Origin of the sequence: Leifsonia sp. NPDC058194, assembly GCF_042883605.1 — a bacterium.
GTDB lineage: Bacteria > Actinomycetota > Actinomycetes > Actinomycetales > Microbacteriaceae > Leifsonia.
Map to the genome: position 1 here is coordinate 1,087,972 of NZ_JBHVVL010000002.1, position 21,412 is coordinate 1,109,383.

21 protein-coding genes are annotated in these 21,412 nt (G+C 70.0%); 13 read left to right on the forward strand and 8 right to left on the reverse strand.

Annotated features, from left to right (window positions below; all coding sequences use genetic code 11):
• Positions 1 to 8: 8 nt before the first annotated feature.
• On the reverse strand, positions 9 to 452 hold the full coding sequence (locus ACFVU2_RS11985) for a hypothetical protein (RefSeq protein WP_387874279.1): 444 nt from the start codon (positions 450 to 452) through the stop codon (positions 9 to 11).
• 135 nt (positions 453 to 587) lie between these two features.
• Here ACFVU2_RS11985 and ACFVU2_RS11990 point away from each other — a divergent pair, with 135 nt between their 5' ends.
• From ACFVU2_RS11990 to ACFVU2_RS12015, 6 genes are read left to right on the forward strand one after another with little or no spacing between them, the layout of a single operon-like run.
• Positions 588 to 1,994: an NAD(P)/FAD-dependent oxidoreductase gene (locus ACFVU2_RS11990; protein WP_387874281.1), complete on the forward strand. Its 1,407-nt coding sequence runs from the start codon at positions 588 to 590 to the stop codon at positions 1,992 to 1,994.
• A gap of 46 nt (positions 1,995 to 2,040) precedes the next feature.
• Entirely contained in the window at positions 2,041 to 3,162 is a 1,122-nt protein-coding gene (locus ACFVU2_RS11995) for an ABC transporter ATP-binding protein (RefSeq protein ID WP_387874283.1), read from the forward strand.
• A 1-nt stretch (position 3,163) separates the two neighbouring features.
• Positions 3,164 to 4,360: a spermidine/putrescine ABC transporter substrate-binding protein gene (locus ACFVU2_RS12000; RefSeq protein WP_387874286.1), complete on the forward strand. Its 1,197-nt coding sequence runs from the start codon at positions 3,164 to 3,166 to the stop codon at positions 4,358 to 4,360.
• Positions 4,360 to 5,340 carry an ABC transporter permease gene (locus ACFVU2_RS12005; protein ID WP_387874289.1) on the forward strand — a complete coding sequence of 327 codons (981 nt, stop codon included), beginning with the start codon at positions 4,360 to 4,362 and terminating at the stop codon, positions 5,338 to 5,340. Before ACFVU2_RS12000 ends, ACFVU2_RS12005 begins: the two co-directional genes overlap by 1 nt.
• Positions 5,337 to 6,269: an ABC transporter permease gene (locus ACFVU2_RS12010; RefSeq protein WP_387874292.1), complete on the forward strand. Its 933-nt coding sequence runs from the start codon at positions 5,337 to 5,339 to the stop codon at positions 6,267 to 6,269. The genes ACFVU2_RS12005 and ACFVU2_RS12010 overlap by 4 nt, the downstream gene beginning before the upstream one ends.
• A complete protein-coding gene (locus ACFVU2_RS12015; protein ID WP_387874294.1) occupies positions 6,266 to 6,631 on the forward strand; it encodes a cupin domain-containing protein in 366 nt (121 codons plus the stop codon). Before ACFVU2_RS12010 ends, ACFVU2_RS12015 begins: the two co-directional genes overlap by 4 nt.
• A 34-nt stretch (positions 6,632 to 6,665) precedes the next feature.
• On the opposite strand, the gene ACFVU2_RS12020 is transcribed toward ACFVU2_RS12015, so the two are convergent.
• Positions 6,666 to 8,309 carry a PucR family transcriptional regulator gene (locus ACFVU2_RS12020; RefSeq protein ID WP_387874297.1) on the reverse strand — a complete coding sequence of 548 codons (1,644 nt, stop codon included), beginning with the start codon at positions 8,307 to 8,309 and terminating at the stop codon, positions 6,666 to 6,668.
• Between the two features lie 108 nt (positions 8,310 to 8,417).
• Here ACFVU2_RS12020 and ACFVU2_RS12025 point away from each other — a divergent pair, with 108 nt between their 5' ends.
• The 4 genes from ACFVU2_RS12025 (at position 8,418) to ACFVU2_RS12040 (ending at position 13,654) form a co-directional block, all read left to right on the forward strand.
• A complete protein-coding gene (locus ACFVU2_RS12025; RefSeq protein WP_387874299.1) occupies positions 8,418 to 9,902 on the forward strand; it encodes a CoA-acylating methylmalonate-semialdehyde dehydrogenase in 1,485 nt (494 codons plus the stop codon).
• 34 nt (positions 9,903 to 9,936) lie between these two features.
• On the forward strand, positions 9,937 to 11,352 hold the full coding sequence (locus tag ACFVU2_RS12030) for an aspartate aminotransferase family protein (RefSeq protein WP_387874302.1): 1,416 nt from the start codon (positions 9,937 to 9,939) through the stop codon (positions 11,350 to 11,352).
• A gap of 168 nt (positions 11,353 to 11,520) precedes the next feature.
• A complete protein-coding gene (locus tag ACFVU2_RS12035; protein ID WP_387874304.1) occupies positions 11,521 to 12,651 on the forward strand; it encodes an NYN domain-containing protein in 1,131 nt (376 codons plus the stop codon).
• 67 nt (positions 12,652 to 12,718) lie between these two features.
• Positions 12,719 to 13,654, forward strand: coding sequence for an NADP-dependent oxidoreductase (locus ACFVU2_RS12040; protein WP_387874306.1), 936 nt, complete (start codon positions 12,719 to 12,721; stop codon positions 13,652 to 13,654).
• Positions 13,655 to 13,726: 72 nt separating this feature from the next.
• On the opposite strand, the gene ACFVU2_RS12045 is transcribed toward ACFVU2_RS12040, so the two are convergent.
• From ACFVU2_RS12045 to ACFVU2_RS12055, 3 genes are all read right to left on the reverse strand, one after another.
• Positions 13,727 to 13,972 (reverse strand): hypothetical protein, encoded by a 246-nt coding sequence (locus ACFVU2_RS12045; protein WP_387874308.1) that lies wholly within the window; start codon positions 13,970 to 13,972, stop codon positions 13,727 to 13,729.
• Between the two features lie 78 nt (positions 13,973 to 14,050).
• On the reverse strand, positions 14,051 to 14,371 hold the full coding sequence (locus tag ACFVU2_RS12050; RefSeq protein ID WP_387874310.1) for a hypothetical protein: 321 nt from the start codon (positions 14,369 to 14,371) through the stop codon (positions 14,051 to 14,053).
• Between the two features lie 3 nt (positions 14,372 to 14,374).
• Positions 14,375 to 14,740, reverse strand: a complete 366-nt coding sequence (locus ACFVU2_RS12055) for a hypothetical protein (RefSeq protein ID WP_387874313.1) — start codon at positions 14,738 to 14,740, stop codon at positions 14,375 to 14,377.
• A gap of 78 nt (positions 14,741 to 14,818) precedes the next feature.
• On the opposite strand from ACFVU2_RS12055, the gene ACFVU2_RS12060 reads away from it, so the two are divergent.
• Together ACFVU2_RS12060 and ACFVU2_RS12065 are read left to right on the forward strand one after the other, a co-directional pair.
• On the forward strand, positions 14,819 to 15,064 hold the full coding sequence (locus ACFVU2_RS12060; protein ID WP_387874315.1) for a hypothetical protein: 246 nt from the start codon (positions 14,819 to 14,821) through the stop codon (positions 15,062 to 15,064).
• 49 nt (positions 15,065 to 15,113) lie between these two features.
• Positions 15,114 to 16,517 carry an MFS transporter gene (locus ACFVU2_RS12065; RefSeq protein ID WP_387874318.1) on the forward strand — a complete coding sequence of 468 codons (1,404 nt, stop codon included), beginning with the start codon at positions 15,114 to 15,116 and terminating at the stop codon, positions 16,515 to 16,517.
• Between the two features lie 27 nt (positions 16,518 to 16,544).
• Here the strand turns inward: ACFVU2_RS12065 and ACFVU2_RS12070 are convergent, their stop codons facing one another.
• The 3 genes from ACFVU2_RS12070 to ACFVU2_RS12080 form a co-directional block, all read right to left on the reverse strand.
• Entirely contained in the window at positions 16,545 to 17,456 is a 912-nt protein-coding gene (locus ACFVU2_RS12070) for a carbohydrate ABC transporter permease (RefSeq protein WP_387874321.1), read from the reverse strand.
• Positions 17,457 to 17,469: 13 nt separating this feature from the next.
• Positions 17,470 to 18,351 (reverse strand): carbohydrate ABC transporter permease, encoded by an 882-nt coding sequence (locus ACFVU2_RS12075; RefSeq protein WP_387874324.1) that lies wholly within the window; start codon positions 18,349 to 18,351, stop codon positions 17,470 to 17,472.
• 128 nt (positions 18,352 to 18,479) lie between these two features.
• Positions 18,480 to 19,787 (reverse strand): ABC transporter substrate-binding protein, encoded by a 1,308-nt coding sequence (locus tag ACFVU2_RS12080; protein ID WP_387874326.1) that lies wholly within the window; start codon positions 19,785 to 19,787, stop codon positions 18,480 to 18,482.
• A 214-nt stretch (positions 19,788 to 20,001) separates the two neighbouring features.
• Between ACFVU2_RS12080 and ACFVU2_RS12085 the strand changes: the two genes are divergently transcribed.
• Positions 20,002 to 21,267: an amylo-alpha-1,6-glucosidase gene (locus ACFVU2_RS12085; protein WP_387874329.1), complete on the forward strand. Its 1,266-nt coding sequence runs from the start codon at positions 20,002 to 20,004 to the stop codon at positions 21,265 to 21,267.
• Positions 21,268 to 21,412: the final 145 nt, after the last annotated feature.

Below are 21,412 nucleotides of genomic sequence, written 5' to 3' on the forward strand. Positions count from 1 at the left end.
CCGCTCGCTCAGACGTCCTTCATCATCCACTTCACGACGACGGGAGCGTCGGCTGTGCCGTCCATGGTGCAGATCACCACGATCGAGCCGACCCCCTCGATCGGCTGCGGAGGCGCCATGGCCACGACGACGAACGTGTTGCCGTCACCATCGGTCTGCAGCGTCGTGGTGTCGGAGAAGGGGCGGATCTCCGATCCCGGATTCTGGGACACGTACTCGCGATCCGCCACGACCGAGCAGGCGTCCCAGGCGCTTCGTGCGTCGAGCGGGCCTCCCGCCGTCGGCGTCGGAGTCGGCGTCGGGGTCGGGGTCGGGGTCGGCGATGCGGTGGAGCGCTGTGTGGTGGTCTTGGCCGTCGGCGCCCCCGCGGGCGTGCACCCCGTCAATGCAGCGGCGATGGTCAGTGTGCAGAGGACGGCCGCGGCCGCCATGCGATTCCCCCGAATTCTCATGTCGCGAGCTTATGGGCTCCACAGCCCTCGGACGGAATGGATGGAATGCCGACGGATTCGGTACGGAATCCGTCGTTCTGTCCCGGCGGCAGAGAGCAGAATGTCACAAACCCAGCAGAGAGGCGCGTGAGTCGAGTGGGCAGTACGGTTTTCGAGCGGAGCCGACCGGACGCGTCCGTGGTGCGCCACGCACTCGCGGCGACCCGGCAGTCCGTCTTCTGGATCGAGGACGCTCCCGGCGACGCGTATCCCACCCTGACCGCCGACCTCTCCTGCGACCTCGCTGTGGTCGGGGGCGGCTACTCCGGGCTGTGGACCGCGCTGCTCGCCAAGCGCGAGAACCCGGCGGCACGGGTCGTGCTGCTGGAGGCGCGCCGGATCGGCTGGGCGGCCTCCGGGCGCAACGGCGGCTTCTGCGAGGCGAGCCTGACCCACGGCGAGGACAACGGCCTCAGCCGCTTCCCGACGGAGTTCGACCAGCTCCAACGGCTCGGGATGGAGAACCTCGACGAGATCGAGGCGACCATCGCGGAACTCGGTCTGGATGCCGACTTCGAGCGCAACGGCGCCATCGACCTCGCCACCGAGCCGCACCAGGTGGAGTGGTTGCGCGACGCGGCGGACGGCGAGCACGCGGTCTTCCTGGACATCGATGCCGTACGCGCCCAGGTGCACTCCCCCAGCTACCTCGCGGGCCTGCTCCGCACCGCGGACTCCTCGCTGGTGCACCCGGCGAAGCTGGCCAGGGCACTGGCCAGGGCCTGTGCCGAGGCGGGCGTCGAGATCTTCGAGCACACCCCCGTGGAGGGCATCGGCGACGGAAGCACCCTCTCCACCCCGCTCGGCGTGGTCCGCGCCGAGCGCACCGCACTCGCGACGAACGTGTTCCCGAGCCTCCTGAAGCGCAACCGCCTGCAGACCGTGCCCGTGTACGACTACGTGCTCATGACGGAGCCGCTGACGGATGCGCAGCTCGCCGCCATCGGCTGGAGCGACAGGCAGGGCCTCGGCGACTCTGCGAACCAGTTCCACTACTACCGGCTCTCGGCCGACAACCGCATCCTCTTCGGCGGCTACGACGCGATCTACCACTACGGAGGGCGCGTGCGCGAGGAGTACGAGGACCGCCCCGAGACCTTCGCACGGCTCGCGAGCCACTTCTTCACCACCTTCCCGCAGCTCGAAGGGCTGCAGTTCACCAACAAATGGGCCGGCGCCATCGACACGTGCAGCCGGTTCTGCGCGTTCTTCGGCTCGGCGCGCGGCGGCCGGGTGGCCTACGCCACCGGCTACACCGGCCTCGGCGTCGCCGCCACGCACTTCGGCGCGAAGGTCATGCTCGACCTGCTCGCCGGGCGCCGCACCGAACGCACCGAGCTCGGCATGGTGAAGAGCCGCCCGCTGCCCTTCCCGCCCGAGCCCGCCGCCGCCCTCGGGATCAACCTGACCCGCCTGTCGCTCGACCGCGCCGACCACAACGACGGCAAGCGCAATCTTTTCCTGAAGACCCTGGATGCGGTGGGGCTCGGCTTCGACAGCTGAGCACCTCGACCACCGCCTCCGTCCGACCACGAGGAGAACATCGACGATGACGATCACCCCACCGGCATCCGACGGCTCCGTGCAGCTGCGCGGAGTCACCAAGCTGTTCGGATCGCAGATCGCGGTCGACCACATCGACCTGGAGGTGCGCAGCGGGGAGTTCATCTCGCTGCTGGGGCCGTCGGGCTGCGGCAAGACGACGCTGCTGCGGATGATCGCCGGGTTCGAGCATCCCGACGAGGGCGACATCGCCGTCGGCGGCACGAGCGTCATCGACACCCCGCCGCACAAGCGGCCGGTCAACACGGTGTTCCAGTCGTACGCGCTGTTCCCGCACATGACCGTCGCGGAGAACGTCGCCTACGGTCTGCGGCAGAAGCGGGTGCCGCGCTCCGAGATCGCCGAGCGCGTGCGCGATGCGCTGGAGCTCTCGCGCATGGGATCGTTCGCCGACCGCAGCCCGCAGAAGCTCTCGGGCGGTCAGCAGCAGCGTGTGGCCCTGGCCCGCGCGCTCGTCAACCGGCCGCGCGTGCTGCTGCTCGACGAGCCGATGTCCGCTCTCGACCGCAAGCTGCGGGAGGAGATGCAGATCGAGCTGAAGCTGCTGCAGCGCCAGCTCGGGATCACCTTCGTCTTCGTCACGCACGACCAGCAGGAGGCGCTCTCGATGAGCGACCGGATCGTCGTGATGCAGGGCGGCGCGGTCCAGCAGATCGGCTCGACCGAAGCGGTGTACCTCTCGCCGGCGAACGCCTTCGTCGCCGGGTTCATCGGCAAGCAGAACTTCATCGATGCGACCGTGCAGCCCGACTCCTCCCTGGTCGCGGCGGACGGCCGGGTGGGCACGGCCTCCGGGGCGGACGCCCGCAGCGGCGAGCGCGTACGGGTCGCCGTGCGCGCCGAGGCCGTCGGGGTCGGCCGCGAGCGCCCGGCCGGGACGGCCGTGCCGGGCACGCTCGCCGGCATCTCGTTCCTCGGCGACGTGATCCAGTACGTCGTGGTGACCGCAGCCGGCGTCGAGCTGCTCTCGCGGCGGCCGCCGAGCCAGGCCGAGCAGCTGAGCACAGGAGACGCCGTGTGGTGCGGGTGGGACGACAGCGACCTCCACGTGTTCTCGGCGGACGCCGACGCGGACACGGACGCCGACAACGCCGCCGAGGCCGCCTGAGATGCGGCGCACCTCTCGCTCCAGCCGTGCGAGCAGCCCTGCCGACGTCGTCGCGCTGATCCCCCAGGCCGGAGCCGCCCGCATCACCCGGCGCGCCCTCCTGGGCGGGTTCGCGGTCACGGCCGCCGGGCTCGCGCTCACCGCCTGCACCAGGGAGACCGCCTTCGGCGCCTCGGTCGCCCCCGACGGGAAGCTCGAGAGCCAGCTCAACGTCTACAGCTGGGGCGACTACGACGACCCGTCGAACATCACGTCGTTCCAGAAGAAGCACGGCGTCACCGTGCAGCTCGACAGCTACGGCTCCAACGAGGAGATGATCGCCAAGCTCGGCGCCACCCGCGGGACGAGCGGATACGACATCGTCGTACCGACCGGCAGCTACATCCCGATGATGTCGGCGAACGGGCTCCTGCAGAAGCTCGATCACTCCCGCTTGCGCAACCTCGGCAACATCGACCCGCACTACCTCGACCAGTCGTGGGACCGCGGGAACGTCTACTCGGTCTGCAAGGACTGGGGCACCACCGGTTTCGCCTACGACACCGACGTGATCCACCGGCCGATGACGTCGTGGTCCGACTTCCTCGACGCGGCCCAGAAGGAGGCGAGCAAGAACGTCGCCGTGCTCGAAGACCCGTGGGAGGTCGCGAGCATGTACTTCGCGGCCCACGGGATCGATCCCAACACGACGAAGAAGGCCGACCTCGACGCCGCCGAGGAGTACCTGGTGAACACGCTCGCCCCGCACATCAAGGCGTTCAACTCCACGGCGGTGACCAGCGGCATCCCCGAGGGCACCTTCGCCCTCGTCCAGGCGTTCAACGGCGACGCGCGGCAGGGGATGCTCGCCACGGACACCATCCCTCAGAACTGGAAGTTCGTCTATCCCACGCCGACGGCGAACCTGTGGATGGACACCTGGGCCATCGCGACGGGCGCCCAGCACCCGGACGCGGCCTACGCGTTCATCGACGCGATCCTCGAACCGGACGCGTCGTACCGCGAGGTCGACTACATCGGCTACTCGACCGGGGTGAAGGGACTGCGGGAACGCGCGCAGAGCGAGGACTTCGCGCTCCCCGAGCTCGTCTTCCCGTCCGACGACGTGATCGCACGGCTGACCCCGGCCGAATTGAACGGCGCCGCCGAACGGCTGGTGTCGATCGTGAACCGCATGATGGCGAAGGCAGGCTCCTGATGACCGCGACGGCGACCGCATCCCGTGCCGGCGAGCGCTCGGCGACCGGCTCGGGCCCGGCGCCCGGACCCCGGCGCCGCCTGCGCACCCGCATCTCGGGCACCACGATCGCGGGGTTCCCGACCTGGGCCTTCGTGCTGTTCTTCTTCATCGTCCCGCTTGCGCTGGTGCTCTGGTACAGCTTCGGCTACAAGCCGGACCTCTTCTCGGCCCACGCCAACGACAAGCTCTCGTTCGACCGGTACGGGGAGGCGCTGGACGCGACCTTTCTCGGCACGTTCGTCAACACCCTCCGGATCGGGCTGATCGGCACGGCGATCTGCCTCGTGATCGGAGTCCCCTTCGCCTACTGGCTGGCGGTGAAGCTGCGTCCGCAGTACCGCGCGCTGGCACTCGCCCTGGTGCTCGTGCCGTTCTGGACGAACTTCCTGGTCAGGACCCTGGGATGGCAGATCGTGCTGTCCCCGCAAGGCTTCCTCTCCGATGCCCTGCAGGGTCTCGGGATCATCCACGGCAACCTCGACGTCCTGTACACCCAGGCGGCTGTGCAGCTCGGCGTCGTCTACAACTACCTGCCGCTGATGATCCTGCCGCTGTACGTCGCGATGGACCGGGCGGGGCAGTCGCTGCGCGAGGCCAGTGCGGATCTCGGCGCCAACCGTGTGCGCACGTTCCTGCAGGTGACCCTGCCGCTGGCCGCGCCCGGGATCGCCTCGGGATGCCTACTGGTGTTCATCCCGTTGATGGGCGACTACGTCACCGCCTCCGTCCTCGGCGGCGCGCAGGGCAACATGGTCGGCCAGCTGGTCGCCAGCCAGTTCAACACCGCGCAGAACTGGGCGCTGGGATCGGCGATGGCGGTGCTGCTCATGCTCTTCATCGCGGCGGCCGTCGTGGTCGTCGGCGGCGCCGCCCTCCTCATCCGGTTCCTGGTCCGGCGATCGCGCCGGGTCGTCCTCACGAAGGGAGCGGGCGCATGACGACACCGACCGCGACAGAGGCCATGCTCGCCGTCCGCAGCGACACCGCCCGGGAGGGGCGACGACGCACGGTGCGTCGCCGCCGGCGCCCGGACGGCATCCGCATCGGGCTCACCGTGTGGGGCGTCCTCGTGTTCGCCTTCCTGTTCCTGCCGATCCTCGTGATGCTGGTCTACTCGTTCAACACGGGCCGCCTGCTGGCGACCTGGCAGGGCTTCGGTTTCGACGCCTACGCGGCGGCGTGGGCGAGCCCCGTCATCCGGTCCTCCGTCATCACCTCGCTGGAGGCCGCGGTGGGGGCGGCGCTGCTCTCCACCATCCTGGGCACGCTCGGCGGCCTGGCCCTCGCGCGGTCGAAGGCGAAGACCTCCTGGGTGCTGTGGGCCACCCTTCTGCTGTCGATCACCCTGTTCACCCCCGAGATCGTGGATGCCGTCTCGATGCTGCCGTGGTTCGTGAGCCTCGGCACAGACTTCGGCATCGGCATCTTCAGCAACGGGATGGTGCGCCTCGTCGTCGCGCACGCCGTGCTGTCGGTGGCCGTGGTCACCTTCATCGTGCGCGCCCGGATGCAGGGCATGGACGAGGCGCTGGAGGAGGCGGCCGCCGACCTCTACGCGCCCCCGCTGAAGCGGTTCTGGCAGATCACCCTCCCGGTCGCGAGCCCTGCGATCTGGGCTGGCGCGCTCATGTCGTTCACCCTCAGCCTCGACAACACCATCGTGTCGAGCTTCGTGCAGGTGCCGGGCTCCACGCCGTGGCCGGTGTACATCTTCAGCTCTCTGCGCGTCGGGCTGCGCCCCGAGATCGCCGCCGTCTCCGCGGTCATGTTCGTGCTCACGCTGGTCGCCCTCGCCGTCGTCGGATTCGTGCTGCGCCGCAGCGGGGCGTCGACGGAGGAGATGGCGAAGACCTTGGCGAGCGCATGAGCGGCGGGCACGCCGGCGGCGACCGCTTCGCCACGACCGGACGCGTGGAGGCGCTGGGCCTGCCGCTCGAGCACGAGGAGGTGCCGGACGCGCAGCGCGTGGCCGGCGCTCCCCGCACCGGACTGGTCGAGCTGGGGACCTTCGGCGGCGTGGAGGTCGGCATCTGGGAGATGACCACGGGCACCATGCGCGACGTGGAGTCGGACGAGCTGTTCGTGGTGATCGCGGGCCGCGCGTCGATCGCGTTCGCAGCGACCGGCGACGTCATCGACATCGGGCCGGGCGACGTGGTGCGCCTCACCGCGGGCGACGAGACGGTGTGGACCGTGACCGAGACGCTCCGCAAGGTCTGGCTGGCCTGAGTTCTGGGGCTCCCGGGCTCCGGGGCTCCGGGGCTCAGCCGCGGGCGCTGCGCGCGAGCAGGGCCGCGTGCAGGGCGCTCAGCGTCTCGCCGTCGTCGAGGTCCATCCCGAGCAGCTCCTCGATGAGCGCGATGCGCTGGTAGAAGACCGAGCGCGAGAGGTGGCTCGCCGCGGCCGCCTTCGTGCGGTTGCCGGGATGGGAGGCGTACGCGCGCAGCACCTCCAGCAGGTCGCCGCTGTTCGCGAGGTCGTAGTCGATCAGCGGCCGGAGCATCAGCTCGCTGTGCTCCTGCATGCGCGGATCGGCGCCGAGCGTGGTGACGAGACGCAGCAGCGGCCGGTGCTGGGCGCGCAGGACCGTCACGCCCTGCGACCGGCGGGGGTCGGCGCGCGCGAGGAGCTGCCCGGCCTCCGCGACGGAGGCGAGGAGACCCGGGATGCCCGGCGCCTCCGAGCCGAGCGCGACGGTGACGGCTCCACCGGATCCCGCCGTCGCGGCGGCGGCGCGGGCGACCGCACCGCCGATCGCGGCGAGGGTCGCATCGGTCACCGAGCGCTCGGGCCGGGAGGAGATCGCGAGGACGAGCATCCCCGAGGCCCGATCGGGATGCTGCGACACCAGGGCGTCGACGCCCTGGTCGCGGGCCTCGGCGCTCGCGCCGGCCACCAGGGCCGCCATGTCGGGAACCTGTCCCGCGAGCGCGTGCACGCCGATCGCGACCCCGCTCAGGGCACGACCGGCGACGGGCAGCCCGGACGCCTCGAAGCGGGCGACCAGCCCGCTCTCGGTCGCGAACCGGCGCCCCAGCAGCGCACCGAGCAGGCGGTCGTGGCTCTGTCTCGTCCACTCGTCGGCGTCCCGGTCGGCGAGCCGGCTGAGAGCGAGCGCGACGGCGGCCTGCTCCAGCACGTTCGACCGGCCGGCGGGATGCGGGCGGCCCGGGAGGGCGACGAGGTGACCCCAGCGCATCCCGCGCGCTTCGATCGGCGTGATGAGCCAGCGCTCGCCGCCGGTCCCCCGGTGCTCCTGCCGGGAGCGCTGCTCCCAATCGCGCAGGGCCTGCTCGTCGCCGTCGATGCCCGAGACCGCGATCACCCGGTGGTTGAGGTCTTCGAGCACGACGGGTGCGTCGAGCGCGCGGGCGGCCTGGGCGACGATGAAGTCCGCCGGGCTGCCGCGCAGGCTCAGCTCGGTGAAGAGCGCATGGATCTCGTCGCGGGCGCGCAGCGCCCCCATCTGGTCCGCGATGATGCGCGAATGCACCGCCTCGGTGATCGCGATGAAGCGCACCTCGCGGTGCAGGACCACGAACGGGAGCCCGGCGGCGCGGAAGCCGTCGACGAGCGCGGCGGGCGCCGCGGGCATCCGTTCGCCGAGCTCGAGCACGAACCCGGCGATCCCTCCCCCGGCCAGCTGCTCGGCGAGGGCGCGGAGCCCGGCGTCGTCGGCCGGCCAGCCGACACCGGTCGACAGGAGCAGCTCGCCGCCGCTGACGAGGCGGGCGCTGGAGGCCGTCTCGGAGACGTGCACCCAGCGCACGGGGTTCTCGAGCGCGTCCTCGCCCGAGAGGACTTCCGGCAGCGCCGCGGCGACCTCGTCGAACCGCAGGATCTCCCGGACCGTGGGCAGCACGACGGTCGACACCGGCTCCGGACGATCTGTCTCATCTGTGATCAAGCCCCGACGATCTGGCATCGCTCGCCTGCCTCGCTCTCTGTAACCATTGGGAGGTAAGCCTACTGTTCCATCCGGGCAGTTCGTCCGGAACCACGCAAGGAGATGCCCGTGGCCCTCATCCGCCATCTGATCGACGGGACCGAGACCGGCGAGCCCGTCCGCACCGGAGCCGTGTACGACCCGGCGACCGGCGAGCGCCAGCACGAGGTCGTGCTCGGCAGCCGCGCCGACGTCGAGTCCGCCATCGCCGCGGCCCGCGCCGCTCTCCCCGGATGGCGCGCCACCAGTCTGACCAAGCGAGCCGACGTGCTCTTCCGCCTGCGCCACCTGCTCACCGAGCGCCGCGACGACCTCGCCGCCATCGTGACCAGCGAGCACGGCAAGGTGCTCTCCGACGCCGCGGGCGAGATCGGCCGCGGCCTCGAGAACGTCGAGTTCGCCTCCGGCCTGATCGACAAGCTCAAGGGCGAGTACAGCGAGCAGGTCTCGACCGGGATCGACGTCCACAGCGTCAAGCAGCCCGTCGGGGTCGTCGCCTGCATCACCCCGTTCAACTTCCCCGTCATGGTCCCGCTCTGGATGGTCGCGAGCGCGATCGCCTGCGGCAACACAGTGGTGCTGAAGCCCAGCGAGAAGGACCCGTCCGCATCGGTCTTCCTCGCCGGGCTGTTCCGCGAGGCCGGACTGCCGGACGGCGTGCTGAACGTCGTGCACGGCGACAAGGAGGCCGTGGACACCCTGCTCGACAGCCCGGACGTCGCCGCGGTCAGCTTCGTCGGATCCACCCCGATCGCCCGTTCGATCTACCAGCGCGCCAGTGCGAACGGCAAGCGCGTCCAGGCCCTCGGCGGCGCCAAGAACCACATGGTGGTGCTGGAGGACGCCGACATCGAGTCCGCGGCCGACGCAGCGGTCTCGGCCGCGTACGGCTCGGCGGGCGAACGCTGCATGGCCGTGAGCGTGCTCGTCGCCGTCGGCGACGTGGGCGACCGCCTCGTGCCCGCCATCGAGCGCCGCCTCGGCGCCCTCGCCATCGGGCCGGGCACCGACCCGGCCAGCGAGATGGGCCCGCTGATCACGCGCGAGCACCGCGACAAGGTCGCCTCCTACGTCACCGGCGCGGCCGCCGAGGGTGCGACGGTCGTCGTCGACGGCACGACGAAGCAGTTCGACGGCGACGGGTTCTTCATCGGCGTCAGCCTCGTCGACGACGTGAAGCCCGGCATGCGCGTGTACGACGACGAGATCTTCGGCCCGGTGCTGGCGGTCGTGCGCGTCGACACGTTCGACGAGGCGATCGCGCTCGTCAACGCCAACCAGTACGGCAACGGCACGGCGATCTTCACCCGCGACGGCGGCGCCGCCCGTCAGTACGAGTTCGAGATCGAGGTCGGGATGGTCGGGGTCAACGTCCCCATCCCCGTCCCGGTCGGCGCGTACTCCTTCGGCGGATGGAAGAGCTCGCTGTTCGGCGACTCCCACATCTACGGCCCCGAGTCGTTCCACTTCTACACACGCAGCAAGGTCGTCACGACGCGCTGGCCCGACCCGGTGCAGTCCAGCATCCAGCTGGCCTTCCCCGGCAACTCCTGACCGCGCCGCGGCACACGACGAGAAGGCGATCAGCATGACCGACACCCTCCCCACCACCGCCCGCACCGGATTCGAGGACCGCCGCGGCGAGCAGCACGCGTTCGGCGACACCGACGCCGAGACGCAGGTGCGCAGCGACGACCGCAGTCACGTGTTCCACTCGTGGAGCGCGCAGGCGCAGATCGACCCGCTGCCCATCGCCGCCGGCTCCGGCTCGACCTTCTGGGACTACCAGGGCAACGCGTTCCTGGACTTCAGCTCGCAGCTGGTCAACCTGAACCTGGGGCACCAGCATCCCGACCTCGTCGCCGCCATCCAGCAGCAGGCGGGCCGGCTCGCGACCATCCAGCCGTCGATGGCGAACGATGTCCGAGGGGAGCTCGCGCGCCGAATCGCCCGCGTCGCCCCGGGCACCCTGGACAAGGTCTTCTTCACCAACGGCGGCGCCGACGCCAACGAGTACGCCGTGCGGCTCGCCCGCCGGGTGACGGGACGCCGCAAGGTGCTCTCGATGTACCGCTCGTACCACGGAGGCACGTCCACGGCGATCTCGCTCACCGGCGACCCGAGACGGTGGCCGAACGAGCCGAGCGACCCGTCCGTCGCGCACTTCTTCGGGCCGAACCCGTACCGTTCGGCGTTCCACTCGACGACGCCCGAGGAGGAGACGCAGCGCGCGCTCGAGCACCTCGAGAGCGTCATCGTGCTCGAGGGCGCGGCCACGGTCGCGGCCGTCATCATCGAGACCGTGGTCGGCACGAACGGCGTCCTCGTGCCGCCGCCGGGGTATCTGCCCGGCGTGCGCGCGCTGTGCGACAAGTACGGCATCGTCTACATCGCCGACGAGGTCATGGTCGGTTTCGGCCGCATCGGCGAGTGGTTCGCGGTGGACGCGTTCGATGTCGTGCCCGACCTCATCACCTTCGCGAAGGGCGTGAACTCGGGCTACGTCCCGCTCGGCGGCGTCGTGATCTCCGAGCCGATCGCCTCGTACTTCGACGACGTCGCGTTCGCGGGCGGCCTGACCTACTCAGGTCATCCGCTGGCGTGCGCCGCGGGCGTCGCGACCTTCGAGGTCTTCGAGCGCGACGGCATCCTGGAGCGCGTGCGCGATCTGGGCGAGCGGGTCGTCGAGCCGGAGATCACCTCCTGGCTCGACCGGCATCCATCGCTCGGCGACGTGCGCGGCCGCGGCCTGTTCTGGGCGCTGGAGCTCGTGCGCGACCGCGACACGCGCGAGCCGCTGGTCCCGTTCAACGCGTCCGGCGCGGACGCGGCCCCGATGGGCGCGGTCGTGGCCGCGTGCAAGGCGGCCGGCGTCTGGCCGTTCACGCACTTCAACCGCGTGCACATCGCGCCGCCGCTGGTGATCGAGGAGGACGAGCTGCGCCGCGGCCTCGCCGCGATCGACGCCGCCCTCGACGTCGCGGACCGGTACGTCACGGCCTGATCGCCGCACTTTTGGCCCAAAAGTCGGTTATGCCTCGCGCATTCGCGACATTTGGGCCAAATCTGCGTTACCGCGGTCAGCGCGATTTGGACCAAATGTCGGGAAAGCAGCGCGCTTTCGCGACATTTGGGCCAAATCGCGCGCAGGCGGGCGGGATATCGTGGGGCCATGAGTGAACCTGGGCACGGCCGCGTCGCGGTCTACATCGACTTCGACAACATCGTCATCTCCCGCTACGACCAGGTGCACGGACGCGGGCAGTTCATGCGCGACCGGCAGAAGTCGTCGGGCGACAAGCCGAAGCCGGCCTTCGCCGCGAAGCTCGAGGAGGCCCGGGTCGACCTGGGCGCGATCATCGACTTCGCATCCTCCTTCGGCACCCTCGTGCTCACCCGCGCCTACGCCGACTGGTCGGCGACGGTGAACGCGGACTACCGCGGTCAGCTCGTCGGCCGCGCCGTCGACCTCGTCCAGCTCTTCCCGGCCGCCGCCTACGCGAAGAACGGCGCCGACATCCGGCTCGCGGTCGACGCCGTCGAAGACCTCTTCCGCCTGCCCGAGCTCACCCATGTGGTGGTCGTCGCCGGCGACTCCGACTACGTTCCGCTCGCCCAGCGCATCAAGCGACTCGGCCGCTACGTGATCGGGATCGGCGTGGCCGGCTCCACTGCGAAGTCCCTCGCCGCCGCGTGCGACGAGTTCGACAGCTACGACGACATCCCGGGCGTCGCCCACGACGAGGTCGCGGACGACGTGGCGGACGACGGCACGGAGGAGCCCGGCGAACTCGCAGCACCCGAGGGGGCGTCCGCCGCCGCGGACTCCGGCACCGTCGGCGGAACGCCCGCTGACGACGCCGCACCCGAGGCGGATGCTGCGAAGGCCGAGCCCGCCACGACGGCTCGCGGCTCGCGCTCCCGTCGCAAGCGCGCACCCGCCGGGCAGCCGGCCGAGGCCGCGGAGTCGGCCGAGTCCGCCGCACCGACCGAGAGCGAGCAGGCCGACGCCGAGCTCCAGGCCGAGGCCACCCGCCTGCTCACCCGCGCCCTCCAGCTCGGTCACGAGAAGGACGACACCGAGTGGCTGCACAGCTCCACGGTCAAGGGCCAGATGAAGCGGATGGACCCCTCCTTCAGCGAGAAGGCGCTCGGGTTCCGCTCGTTCAGCGACTTCGTGAAGTCACGGAGCCCGATCGTCGAGCTCGACGACAGCTCGACCGCGCAGATGGTGCGACTGGCCCCCACGCGCTCCCGCCGCGCCCGCCACAGCGGCCGCGCCACGGACACCGTCTCGGCCTGACCGCCGCGCGGGCACCGCTGCCGAAACGCTGAGCCGGCACACAGCCTCCGGGCGTTGACTGAGCCGCATGGCACGACAGTGGATCGCGACGCGGTGGGGTGGACCGGACGACTGGGAGTTCGTGGATCGGGAGGTCGCTGCGCCCGGGCCGGGCGAGGTCACCATCCGGGTGCGCGCGGCCGGGGTCAACCCGGCCGACTACAAGCACGTCTCCGCGCCGCGGCCGGGGCTCGAGCTGCCCGTGCCGATCGGCTACGAGGTCGCGGGCGTGCTGAGCGCGATCGGTCCCGGCACGCAGATCGGGTCGGGAGCGGCAGCCGTCGGCGACGCCGTCGTGGCCTTCCGCATCCAGGGCGGCTACGCGGAGGAAGTGACCGTCGCCGCGAAGGACGTCTTCGCCAAGCCGGAACGCGTCCCCGACGAGGAGGCCGCCAACCTGCTCCTGGCGGGGACCACCGCGGCTCAGATGCTGCACACGGTCCGGGTGCGGGCCGGCGAGACGATCCTGGTGCACGGGGCGTCCGGTGCGGTGGGCGTCAGCATCCTGCAGCAGGCCGGCGAGCTCGGAGTCCACGTGGTCGGCACCGCGAGCGAGGCCAGCTTCGCGCGCGTCCGGCGCTTCGGGGGCGCACCGGTGCTCTACGGCGACGGACTCGCCGACCGGGCGCGCGCCGCCGCGCACGGCCCGATCGTGGCCGCGCTCGACACGGTCGGCACCGACGAGGCGATCGACGTCTCGCTGGAGCTCGTGACCGACCGCTCGCGCATCATCACGATCGTCGCCGCCTCACGCGCCGAGCAGGACGGCTTCCCTGCCGTCTTCGGCGCGCAGCCCGAGAGCCAGGCCTACCGGGACTCCGTCCGCGCGTCGCTGCTCGAGCTGGCAGGGAGCGGCCGGCTCCAGGTGCCGATCGCGCGCACCTACCCGCTGGCCGAGGCTCCCGAGGCCCTACGGTTTCTCGCCGAGGGTCATCCCGGCGGCAAGATCGCCCTCCTGCCCTGACCCGCTCCCGGCTTCGGGCGCACTCCGGCCGGCGCTCGCTGCCCGCGGCGGTGAGCGTTCAGCACCGGGCGGTCATTCGACCTGCAGCTGCGTACGGGCCGGGTACGGGCACAGCAGATACGCGTGACCGTGGTCGCGCTGCATCCCGTGCTCGTCGATCCGGCTGCCGCAAAGCGGACACGTCGCCGTCTCGGCCTTCGGCGCCTCCGGCCCGTAGGGGCCGAGCGGAGGCGGTCCGAGCACCGGGAGCAGCTTCGTATCGAGCCACTCCGCCGCCCGTTCGGCGCGATGGCCGCGCCGTTCGTGCACTTTCTCCATACTCCGGATGGTAGGCCGACCACGTCGCGCGGGCGCCGATTCCGATCCGACTGCCAGACCGCCTTCAGGCGACGCCCGCTACTCCTCGATCCGCCCGGCCTCGGCCTCGTCCTCGCGCATGACCACCATGCCGCCGGTGCGCTGACTGGAGTGCAGCAGCGCCTCCATCCACCGCTCGTTGAGGGCCGGCGGGCGGCTGCCGGCGAAGACGAACGCCATCGGGATCTCGCGGCTGATCCAGAGGCTCATCCGTCCGCCGCCCTGCTCGGCCGGGATCTGCCAGTTGAGCAGGAAACTCTCGTGCCGGCGGAGCTTGGTGACCAGGGCGATCTTGACGTGCGAGAGCGTGCGGTCGTCGAACTCGTACTCCTGACCGGATCCGTAGAGCAGCTTGCCCATCGCTCACCCCTCCCGGCGTTGCGACTTGGCGGCTTTGTACGTGCCCTCGGGTACCTCGGCTCGGATCTCGGCGCGCAGGGCGTCCTCCAGCATGAGCCCGCCGTTGCCGTTGGCGCGCTCGGTGAGCAGGCCGAGCCAGTCGCGGTTGAGCTCGGGAAGCGTCGGGTGCGAGAAGACGAACTGCAGGCTGATGGCCGGGTCGAGCCAGATGGAGCGCAGGGTGCCCTCCGTGCTGGTGGTGCGGTCCGTCCAGATCAGGAGGAAGCCCTCGCGCCTGCGGAGCTTGGTCGCGATGACCGCCTGCAGGTGCGCCAGCACGCGGTCGTCGAACGCGAAACCGTCCGCTCCGTCGTAGATCAGTGTGCCCATGGTTCCTCCGGATCCAACTTTCGCGGCGGGCGGGCGCGCCGTCAAGTGATCCGCGGTGCGCGGCGTAAAGTCCGGGCCATGGACGCTCTCACGCGAACCATCAAAGCAGCCCTCCTCTACGAGGACGGCCAGACCCTCGACAGCGTCGTGATCGTGCCCCTCATCGGCGGATGCCCGCCAGGGGAGATCCGCGTCGCCACCCTGTTCGCCGGTGCTCTCGCGTACGACGTGTACGAGCTGGCGGACGAGGAGGAGTACGCCGGGGTTCCGGCCTACCCCTACCGTTCCACCATCCCCGTGACGACCGCCGATCTGGACGACTGACCCGGCCGCCGGCCCCGACCGATCCCCCGACGCTGATTAGGCTGGTCGGGTGACCTCCTCCGCCCCTGCTCCCCGACCGCGCGGGAGCCGGGTCGGAGCGGCCGTCGCCGCGCTCAGCGTCGGCACGGTGCTCAACCCGCTCAACTCCTCGATGATCGCGGTCGCCCTGGTGTCGCTGCAGCGCGACTTCCGCGTGGATGTGACGACGGTCACCTGGGTGGTCACCTCCTTCTATCTGGCGTCCGCTGCCGGGCAGCCGCTCATGGGCCGCCTCGCAGACCGCTTCGGCCCGCGGCGCCTGTTCCTTTTCGGGATGATCGTGGTCGCGCTCGCCTGCGCGGCGACGCCGTTCGCGCAGTCCTTCGCCGCGGTCTGCGCCGGCCGGGTCGCCCTCGCGATCGGCACCGCGACGGCCTTCCCGTCGGCCATCGCGATGCTGCGTCCGCTCGCTGCGCACAGCGACGTGGGCACCCCGCGCCTGCTCGGCCGCCTGCAGATCGCCAACACCTCGGGCGCGGCGATCGGGCCGGTGCTCGGCGGGGCGCTCGTCACCTTCCTCGGTTGGCAGGCGATCTTCTGGGTGAACGTGCCGCTGGCCCTCCTCGCGTTCGCGGGAGTGTGGCTGTTCGCGCCGCCGGACGCGGAGCGGGAGCGCGTGCCCCTGTCGCGCACCCTGGCGGAGTCGGACATCCCGGGCATCCTGCTCTTCGTCACGACGCTGAGCGCGATCCTGGTGTTCCTGCTCGACCTCCACCCTGCGCCGCTCTGGTGGCTGATCCCCGTGTTCGTCGCGGCCGGCGCGCTGTTCGTCTGGCGCGAGCTGCGCACCGCCCACCCCTTCCTGGACCTGCGGCTGCTCGCCGCCAACCGCCGGCTGATGATGGTCTACCTGTGCTTCGCGATCTTCAGTGTCGTGTACTACTCGGCGTTCTTCGGCCTCCCGCAGTTCCTGCAGACCCACGGCGGGTATCCCGCCGGGGTCGCGGGGCTGCTGATGTTCCCGCTCGCCGCCGTCACGATCGTCGCGACTCCCCTGGCCGCGCGCGCGATCGAGCGGATCGGGCTGCGCACCACGCTGCTCTGGGGTGCGTCGTCCCTGATCGTCGGCGCGGCGCTCCTCGCCGTGGCGTCGGCGTCCACGGCCCCCTGGGTGGTGCTGCTGCTCACGGCGGCCCTGGGCTTCCCGTACTGCGTCGTCAGCATCTCGATGAACCAGGCGCTGTACGCCTCCGCCCGGCCGCAGGACAGCGGCGTCGCGGCGGGCATCTTCCAGACCTCCCGCTATGTGGGTGCGATCGTGGCGACGACCATCCTGGGCCTGCTGTTCAGCGGCGGCACGACCTCCGGCAGCTGGCTCACCGCCGTCGCGGTCGCGACCGGCCTGGCCGTGGTGCACCTGGCGCTGCTGGTCTTCGTCCGGCCGCAGGGCCGCACCGCCTCGACCGGCACCTGACCCGCACCGCCGGGAGCGGGGCCGGTGTCAGCCCTTGATCGCGCCGGCGGCGAGACCCGCCATGATGCGCTGGTTGAGGAAGAGGTAGATGACCAGGATGCCGCCGACCGTCATGCAGATCGCCGCGAACAGCGGCCCGTAGTCGGTCGCGCCGTAGTCGCCCGAGAAGTTCAGCAAGCCGACCTGGATGGTGTTGAGCTGGCGGGGCGCGGCGAAGATCAGCGCCATGAGCAGGTCGTTCCAGATGAGGAAGAACTGCACGATGGAGACGGTGACGATCGCGTTGCGCGCCATCGGGAGGCCCACCAGGAAGAAGGACCGCAGCATCCCGGCGCCGTCGATCGTCGACGCCTCGAACACCTCCCGCGGCAGGGCGCGGAAGTAGGTCGCCATCATGAACACCGTCAGCGGGAGCCCGGAGGCGGTGTAGATCACGATCAGCGGGATCAGCGATCCGGTGATGTGGAGGTTGAAGAAGGCCGTGAAGAGCGGGAGCACGATCATCTGCCCCGGGATCATGATGCCGCCCAGGAACAGCAGCAGCACGGTGCCGCGCCCCTTCCAGACCATGATCTCGAGCGCGAAGCCGGCCGCGGCGCCGAGCACGACGATCAGGATGAGGGACGGGACGGTCGCGATGAGCGAGTTGACGATGGTCGTGCTGAGGTTCGCGACCTCCCACGCCTTGCCGTAGTTGCCCCACTCCCACACCTGCGGGAGGGCGAAGGACGGGTTGTTCAGGAAGTCGGACTTCGACTTCAGCGAATTGATGAACATCCAGAACAGCGGGTACGCGGTGATGACCGCGAGGAAGATCACGACGAGCGCCGACGGGATGCGGCGGACGAGCCGGACGCCGAGCGGGACGGAGTCCTTGCCGCTGGGGCGGATCGGCCGCTGGGAGGTGGTCGCGACCGTGTCGAGAGAGGTGAGTGCCACGTTCGGCTCCGTTTCAGACGGTGTTGTCGCGGCGCGACGCACGGAAGATGAGCAGGGTCACGATCAGGCACATGATCGTCAGCAGCAGGGCGATCGTCGAGCCGTACCCGTAGTCGGAGTACTGGAACGCCGTGCGGTACATGTACAGCGTCAGCGGCTGCGTCGAGGTGCCCGGGCCGCCGGCGGTGAGGGCGAAGACCGAGTCGAACACCTTGATCGTGCCGTTGATGCTGAAGATGAACGACGCGAAGAGGATAGGCAGCGACATCGGGAGGATGATGCCGCGCAGCAGCGACCAGCCGCGGGCGCCGTCCATTCGAGCCGACTCGATGATCTCGTCGGGGATGTCGAGGAGGCCGGAGAAGACGAGGACCCCGTAGAAGCCGACCGAGCGCCAGACGTCCATGATCACGATGACGACGAACGCCGTGTCGCCGGCGCCGAGCCAGTCGACGTGGTTCAGGCCGACGTTGACGAGCAGCTCGTTCACCAGGCCGTCCGTCGGCGCCGACTGGAACAGCTTCTGGTACAGCAGGGAGACCGCCACGGTCGGGAGCACGACCGGGAAGAACACGAGGGTGCGGATCAGCACCGACGAGCGCTTCAGCATGAAGTGGTAGATGAGGGCCAGGCCGTAGCCGAGGATCACCTGGAGAATCGTCACGAGCAGCGCGTACTTCAGCGTGAACCCGAGCGCGTCCCACACCGCCGGGTCACGGAACAGCCGTCCGAAGTTGTCGAAGCCGGCGAACTCGAACCCGCCGAGGGCGCTGCCCTTGAAGAACGTGAGGCCGAAGCTCCAGAGCACGGGGAGCAGCATGATCGCCGAGTACAGCAGCAGCGCCGGTCCCAGCAGGATCGTGATGGTCTTGCGGTCGCCGAGGACCGATCTCATGGCGGGGCCTTTCGTGGTGGTGCGGGAGGGCGGGGGCGCACGAAGCGGCGCGCGGGAGGTGCGGGTGGATGTGCGGGATGCCCGCGGGGCGACTCTAGCGGTCGCCCCGCGGGTCCTGCGTGGAGGGCCTAACCCTCGTCGAGCGCGTCCTGCACGGACTTCATGAAGTCCTGGGCGGTCATCTGACCGGTGACCAGCAGTGCGGCGTTCTTGTTGGAGATGGTGCTCGCCTTGGCGTTGAACAGCGCCTCGAACCACAGCACGCTGTCCGTGCTGTTCTTGATCTCGTCCGAGATGTTCTGGGAGATCGCGGGCAGCTCGATCGGGTCGGTGGCGACGAAGCCGGTGATCTGACCCTGCTTGAGCGCCTCGTTGCCGTAGTTGGTGGCGATGCACTTGAGCCAGCTCTTCACGCCGTCGTTCGACAGGGCGTCCTTGCTGAACGTGGCCGGGAGGCCGACGTTCGACGGGTACTGGTCGATGCTTCCGGCACCGCCGTCGACGGCCGGGAGCTTGAAGAACCCGACGTTGTCGGCGCCGATGGCGTCGGAGTCGCTGTTGATGTTGCCGAGCAGCCACGAGCCCATGTAGATCATGGCCGACTTGCCGGTGAGGAACTCGTTGGTCGCGCTGTCGTAGTCGAGCGAGGCGACGTTGCTGCCGAAGTAGCCGTCCTTGCCGAGGTCGGCGATCTGCTGCGCCGCCTTGACGTAGTCCGCGTCGGTCAGCTTGGCCTTGCCGTCGGCGACCTTCTGCAGGGCGTCCGGTCCGAGGTCGCGGTAGAGGTAGCCCGAGATGAGACGCGTGAGCGGCCAGCCCTGCTCGCCCGAGGCGGAGAAGGCGGTGAGGCCGGCGGCCTTGGCCTTGGCCGCGATGTCGAGCATCTCGGCCCACGTGGTCGGCACCTGCCAGCCGTTGTCCGCGAAGATCTTCTTGTTGTAGAAGATGCCCTCGATGTTGTACTGGTACGGCAGGAAGTCGAAGGTGCCGCCGTAGAGCTTCTTGATCGTCGAGATCGCACCGGGGGCGATCTTGTCGAGGACGCCGAGGTCCTTGAGCTCCTTCTCGAAGTCGGGAAGGACGCCGGCCTTGAGGAGCTTGGTGCCCTCGGCCGGGGTGCCGCCGGCGGAGAACATGGCCGGGAGGCCGCCCTGGCTGGCGAGCAGCTGGATGTGCGTGTCGAGATCGGCCTGGGGGATGGAGCTGACCTCGAGCGGGAGCGCCTTCTGGTCGGCGGCGCACTGGTTCTGCGACAGCGCCTTCAGGATGGGCTCGGTGGTGGTGTTCTCGGCGTTCTTGGTGAACTCGAGCTTCGTGATGTCCCCGCCGGATCCTCCGCTGCCGGAGCAGCCCGTGAGAACGAGGGCGAGGGCGCCGGCAGCCGCGAGGGTGCCGAGCATCGGGCGCCGCAGGCGCCGACGCGTTGCTGTGGTCACAGTTCCTCCTTGAAATGTGAACGTTCTCTTGTGAGACGTTTCAAAGTGAGACGGTAGCTGTTGGATTTCGCTGGTGTCAAGCAACCGGTTGACCGGATTTTGACCCGATGGGGGTTTTCGGGCGTGATTCCGGGGGTGAAACAACATAATTTGGTCAACCGGTTGTTGCTTCTTAGTATAGGACCACATCGCCGACACGCAACGAGGAGTGAAGATGCTGGAGCGCCGGACGCGCCTGCTCGAAGAGCACATCCGTACCAACTGCGAGCAGATGGTGAGAGAGCCGTCTGGCCAGCTCACCCACCCGTACACGGTACCGTCGAGCCCCGACTCCCCCTACTATTCGACGGCCCTCTGGGACTGGGACTCGTGGGCGACCAGCATCGCCCTCGGCCAGGTGGAGGCCGACACCGACCGGCTCGGCCACTTCGCCGAGTACGAGCGCGGCAGCATCCTGAACTTCCTCGACCACACGGACGAGGACGGCGTGATGCCCATCCAGCTCACCCCCGACACGACGCTGCTCCACGGCGACCCGACACGCGCCGGCGGCTTCGCCGAGAACATGCACAAGCCGGTTCTGGCCCAGCACGCGGCCATGCTGGTGCAACGCCTGCGCGACGCCGAGTGGGTGCGCCCGCATCTCGGCACGATCGGCCGGTTCGTCGACCGCTATCTCGAGAGCCATGTGCACGCCGAGACCGGCCTCGCCTACTGGCAGACCGACTTCGCCGTCGGCGTGGACAACGACCCCTCCGTCTACTACCGCCCCGCGAAATCCACGGCGTCGATCTACCTCAACAGCCTCCTGTACCGCGAGCTGCTCGCGTTCGGATACCTGCTGGAGGAGCTGGGCGACCTGCCGGAGGCCACCCGTCGCCGCCGCCAGGCGCAGGACCTCGCCGACGCGGTGACCGAGCACTTGTGGGACGAGCGGGACGGCACCTTCTACTCCGCCGACCTCGACCTGCGCCCGATCGACCCGGAGGACTGGCTGCACCGCGGCGCGCCCCGGGCGTGGTCGTCGCTGCTGCTGCGGGTCGACAACTGGTCGAGCTTCCTGCCGCTGTGGGCCGGTCTCGCCTCGCGCGAGCAGGCCGAGCGGATGGTCGAGCGGCTGCGCGACGACCGCACCTTCAACGCCGCCTACGGAGTGCGGACGCTGTCGCGGCTGGAGAAGATGTACGACCTGCGCGCCTCCAACAATCCGTCGAACTGGCTCGGCCCGATCTGGGGCGTCAGCAACTACCTGGTCTTCCGCGGACTGGTGAAGTACGGCTTCGAGGAGGACGCGATCGAGCTCGCCGAGAAGACCGTGGAGCTGTTCGGCCGCGATCTGGAGACCTCCGGCTCGCTCCACGAGTTCTACCACCCGGACAACGGCGAACCGATCATGACCAAGGGGTTCCAGAACTGGAACTTCACGGTGCTCAACATGATCGCGTGGCTCGAGGACCGCCCGACGCTCTCCGAGTTCTGAGCCGCGGCGCGGCCGCGCGCCACCCTCCTCGCCCCCCCGCCCCCCCCCCCCCCCCCCCCGCGGCCGTGAGGGGGGGGGTACACGGCGGACATGCTTGGGGGTGTGGGAAACGGGGGGTGAATATTGTGAGCGGATTGTGATCCTG